The organism is Shigella sp. FC1544 (assembly GCF_001722145.1).
GTDB lineage: Bacteria > Pseudomonadota > Gammaproteobacteria > Enterobacterales > Enterobacteriaceae > Escherichia > Escherichia coli.
Genome location: NZ_MECT01000206.1, coordinates 1 through 2,748, shown reverse-complemented (window position 1 = coordinate 2,748; position 2,748 = coordinate 1). Strand labels below are relative to the sequence as shown.

Below are 2,748 nucleotides of genomic sequence, written 5' to 3'. Positions count from 1 at the left end.
CAAGGCGAGCTTCATTTAACGCCTTACGCAGTTGCAGAATTTCAGATTCCAGTTCAGCCACCGTGCGGGAACCAGGAGTACCGAGCCCTTTTCTGGCGGCGGTAACCCATTGTCCTAAAGTGCCTTCAGGAAGGGATAATCGGGAAGCGCCTTCACTGATCGAAAGTTGATTTTCAAGAACCGTTCTGACAGCTTCGGCTTTGAACTCTTTAGAGTAACGTTGGTTTTTTCTGCTCATTATTAGCTCCTTCTGATGCCATTCTATTTCAGGAAGGAGTGTCCGTTAAACTCAGGCTACCTCAGACATACAACTGCATCAGGGAGGCAGCAGATCAACTTCCGGCATGGTTCCCATTAGCTATGGATTTAGCCCTTGTAACAGGACAACGTCGCGAAGACATAACGAATATGCGGTTCAGTGATATTTATGATGATCGTCTCCACATCAGGCAAATTAAGACAGGAATGATGATTGCTATCCCCCTGTCACTCAGCCTTCCTGTCGCTGGTTTACGACTTGGTGCAGTAGTTGAACAGTGCCGCATGGTAAGTAGGGGGGATTATCTAATCAGTGCCGGGATTAGAAAAAACAGCCCTGACGGCAGCATTCACCCGGACGGCCTGACAAAGAAATTTGTCGCAGCCAGAAAATTAACAGGTATCCAGTTCAGTGAAAACCCACCAACTTTTCACGAAGTCAGAAGCCTGGCTGGACGATTGTACAAAGAAACATGTGGAGAAGAATTTGCTCAGCGTCTACTTGGCCACACATCGGAGAAGACAACAAAAATGTATCTTGATGAGAGAGAAAAAACGTACTTACTGCTCTGATTTTAACGTAAATGGATTGTTAAATGTATTTTGGTTGTGATATAACCAAAAAAGACCGGAATACAGAAATTCGAGTAAATTTCGGGGAATTTCGGGGAGACATTTGCAACTAATTGATTTCAAATGCAATTAAAAAAAGACCGAATACAATTCCTGTATTCGGTCCAGAGAAATGGCTCTTGGGAGAGAGCCGTGCGCTAAAAGTTGGCATTAATGCAGGCTTAGTTGCCTTGCCCTTTAAGAATAGATGACGACGCCAGGTTTTCCAGTTTGCGTGCAAAATGGTCAATAAAAAGCGTGGTGGTCATCAGCTGAAATGTTAAAAACCGCCCGTTCTGGTGAAAGAACTGAGGCGGTTTTTTTATTGGAAATCAAAAGGCTATTTTAGGTAATTAACAGAGTTTTTCAGCTCGTTCTATAAACGGTGCCAGACTCATTTTTTCGCCGGGATTGTTAGGATCATCAATCTGAATCACCGAAATGGGTTGGGCATTGGTCTTCCCACTGGCAACTTCCTTTTGTGCGATATCGTTTAAAGGATACTGCACGAGGGTACTCGGATTAATAACATACAAAGCATTACCCGGTCGGCAAGTCAGCATCACCTCTTCGCGATTAAACGCCCATTTGTCTTTACCCACTTCAAAACGACTGACGGTAATCACCTGCGGTGCAGCCAGCGCCGCTGCAGAACTGGTGAGTAACAGAAACGCCAGAATACTTTTTTTCATCATTTTCGTAATCCATCAAAAAGGTTCGAGAGTCGCAAGCAGGCTGATGATCACCAGCACTACCGCACCTATCGCCCATTCGAGTTTAGTCATCCACACAAACCAGGGTGCCGCACGATCTTCATCCTGCCTCATGCGCGGTACAAGAACATAACGATTAGCCAGCGCAATGACCACCATAATCATCACCAGGATGGCTTTGAGCAATAAGAGTTGGCCCCAGTAAGTCGTAAGCGTGGGGGGAAATCCGGTAATCAACAATGCACTAAGCACGCCGCTTGCCAGTACGCCGATCACCGCAAAATGCCCGCACCATGAAAAACGCATCAGCGCCTGAATAGCCTGGTGTCGCCAACGGCCTTTGATGAGTTGCATACACCAGAGCACCGGCAGTAATCCCCCAAACCACGCCGCCGCACAAATCAGGTGAATCGCGTGATTAGTCTGATGGATTTTCGCCGTTACCCCTTCATTCAGCGTCGCATGCCCCACTCCCGCCAGCAGAATAAATTGCGCGGTAGTGAGCATAAACAGCAAACGTGGCATATTCCGCGGTTGCATAAGGGCGACGATCAACGTTACGAGGGCGAGAACAATTTGCCATAACCAGACGCCACCAAACTGCGTTTGCAAAACAGCCTGCCAAATGTTTGGCGAAAATACATCTGTCCATCCCGTTCCCATCAACCCGCCCTGAACGGCGAGCATTGCAGTGGCACTGATCAAACTCCAGACGGCAGCGTGCTGTTGTAAACGCAGAAAACGCTTCGCCAGCAAGCGACGAATCGTCAAGGGGGCCAGCCAGGCACCGTACATTGCGAAGCCAAAAACCAGCATCAGCGAGGTGAAATTAGACTGGCCCCCTGAATCTCCAGACAACCAGTATCACTTAAATAAGTGATAGTCTTAATACTAGTTTTTAGACTAGTCATTGGAGTACAGATGATTGATGTCTTAGGGCCGGAGAAACGCAGACGGCGTACCACACAGGAAAAGATCGCAATTGTTCAGCAGAGCTTTGAACCGGGGATGACGGTCTCCCTCGTTGCCCGGCAACATGGTGTAGCAGCCAGCCAGTTATTTCTCTGGCGTAAGCAATACCAGGAAGGAAGTCTTACTGCTGTGGCCGCCGGAGAACAGGTTGTTCCTGCCTCTGAACTTGCTGCCGCCATGAAGCAGATTAAAG

Annotated in this window: 4 protein-coding genes and 1 pseudogene; 2 read left to right on the top strand and 3 right to left on the bottom strand. The window is 47.7% G+C overall.

Going from position 1 to position 2,748, the window contains the following annotated elements; translation table 11 throughout:
- On the bottom strand, positions 1–238 hold a 238-nt coding region (locus BGK49_RS11800), incomplete at its 3' end, for a transposase (RefSeq protein ID WP_032335914.1).
- A gap of 62 nt (positions 239–300) precedes the next feature.
- Here BGK49_RS11800 and BGK49_RS11795 point away from each other — a divergent pair.
- Positions 301–831, top strand: a pseudogene (locus BGK49_RS11795) (tyrosine-type recombinase/integrase); the annotation flags it as partial.
- A gap of 392 nt (positions 832–1,223) precedes the next feature.
- Here BGK49_RS11795 and BGK49_RS11785 read toward each other — a convergent pair.
- Positions 1,224–1,565 (bottom strand): YebY family protein, encoded by a 342-nt coding sequence (locus BGK49_RS11785; protein ID WP_000976476.1) that lies wholly within the window; start codon positions 1,563–1,565, stop codon positions 1,224–1,226.
- A 12-nt stretch (positions 1,566–1,577) separates the two neighbouring features.
- Positions 1,578–2,441: a copper homeostasis membrane protein CopD gene (gene copD, locus BGK49_RS11780; protein ID WP_000012210.1), complete on the bottom strand. Its 864-nt coding sequence runs from the start codon at positions 2,439–2,441 to the stop codon at positions 1,578–1,580.
- A gap of 63 nt (positions 2,442–2,504) precedes the next feature.
- On the opposite strand from copD, the gene BGK49_RS11775 reads away from it, so the two are divergent.
- Positions 2,505–2,748, top strand: a 244-nt coding sequence (locus BGK49_RS11775; RefSeq protein ID WP_000567704.1) for a transposase, incomplete at its 3' end; no start/stop codon positions are given.